Annotated in this window: 1 protein-coding gene; it reads left to right on the top strand. The window is 65.4% G+C overall.

Going from position 1 to position 699, the window contains the following annotated elements:
- Window positions 1-699, top strand: a 699-nt coding sequence (locus ACCD07_RS32280; protein ID WP_413449692.1) for a methyl-accepting chemotaxis protein, incomplete at both ends; no start/stop codon positions are given.

Here is a 699-nt window from a genome sequence, read left to right as displayed (position 1 = left end):
CGACGCCATCGGCCAGCTGGCCCATGGCCTGGACCGCATGTTCGAGAACCTGCGCGCGCTGCTCAACAATGTGCAGAAGGCCGGCATCTCGGTCACCACCTCGGCCACCGAAATCGCCGCCTCGGCCAAGCAGCAGGAGGCCACCGGCATCGAGCAGGCGCAGACCAGCGTCGAGATCCTCAGCACCACCAAGGAAATCTCCGCCAACACGGCGCAGCTGCTCAAGACCATGGAGGACGCCACCGCCGTCGCCGACTACACCACCAGCGCCACCGCCGACGCCCAGAACAACCTCAAGCGCATGGACAGCACCATGCAGCACATGGTCTCGGCCACCGACTCGATCAACGCCAAGCTGGCCGCCTTGTCGGAGAAGGCCTCCAACATCAACAGCGTGCTGATCACCATCACCAAGGTGGCCGACCAGACCAACATCCTCTCGCTCAACGCCGCCATCGAGGCCGAGAAGGCCGGCGAGGCCGGACGCGGCTTCTCGGTGGTGGCCACCGAGATCCGCCGCCTGGCCGACCAGACCTCGGTGTCCACCTGGGACATCGAGCAGATGCTCAAGGAGATGCAGTCGGCGGTGTCGGCCAGCGTGATGGGCATGGACAAATTCTCCGAGGAGATACGCCGCAGCGTCGGCGAGGTGCGCCAGGTGACGGACCAGTTGTCCGGCGTGATGGACCAGGTGCAGAA

Origin of the sequence: Duganella sp. Dugasp56 (genome assembly GCF_047304105.1) — a bacterium.
In the GTDB taxonomy this organism is placed as follows: domain Bacteria; phylum Pseudomonadota; class Gammaproteobacteria; order Burkholderiales; family Burkholderiaceae_D; genus Rugamonas; species Rugamonas hordei.
This window is presented reverse-complemented; position numbering and strand designations above follow the sequence as displayed.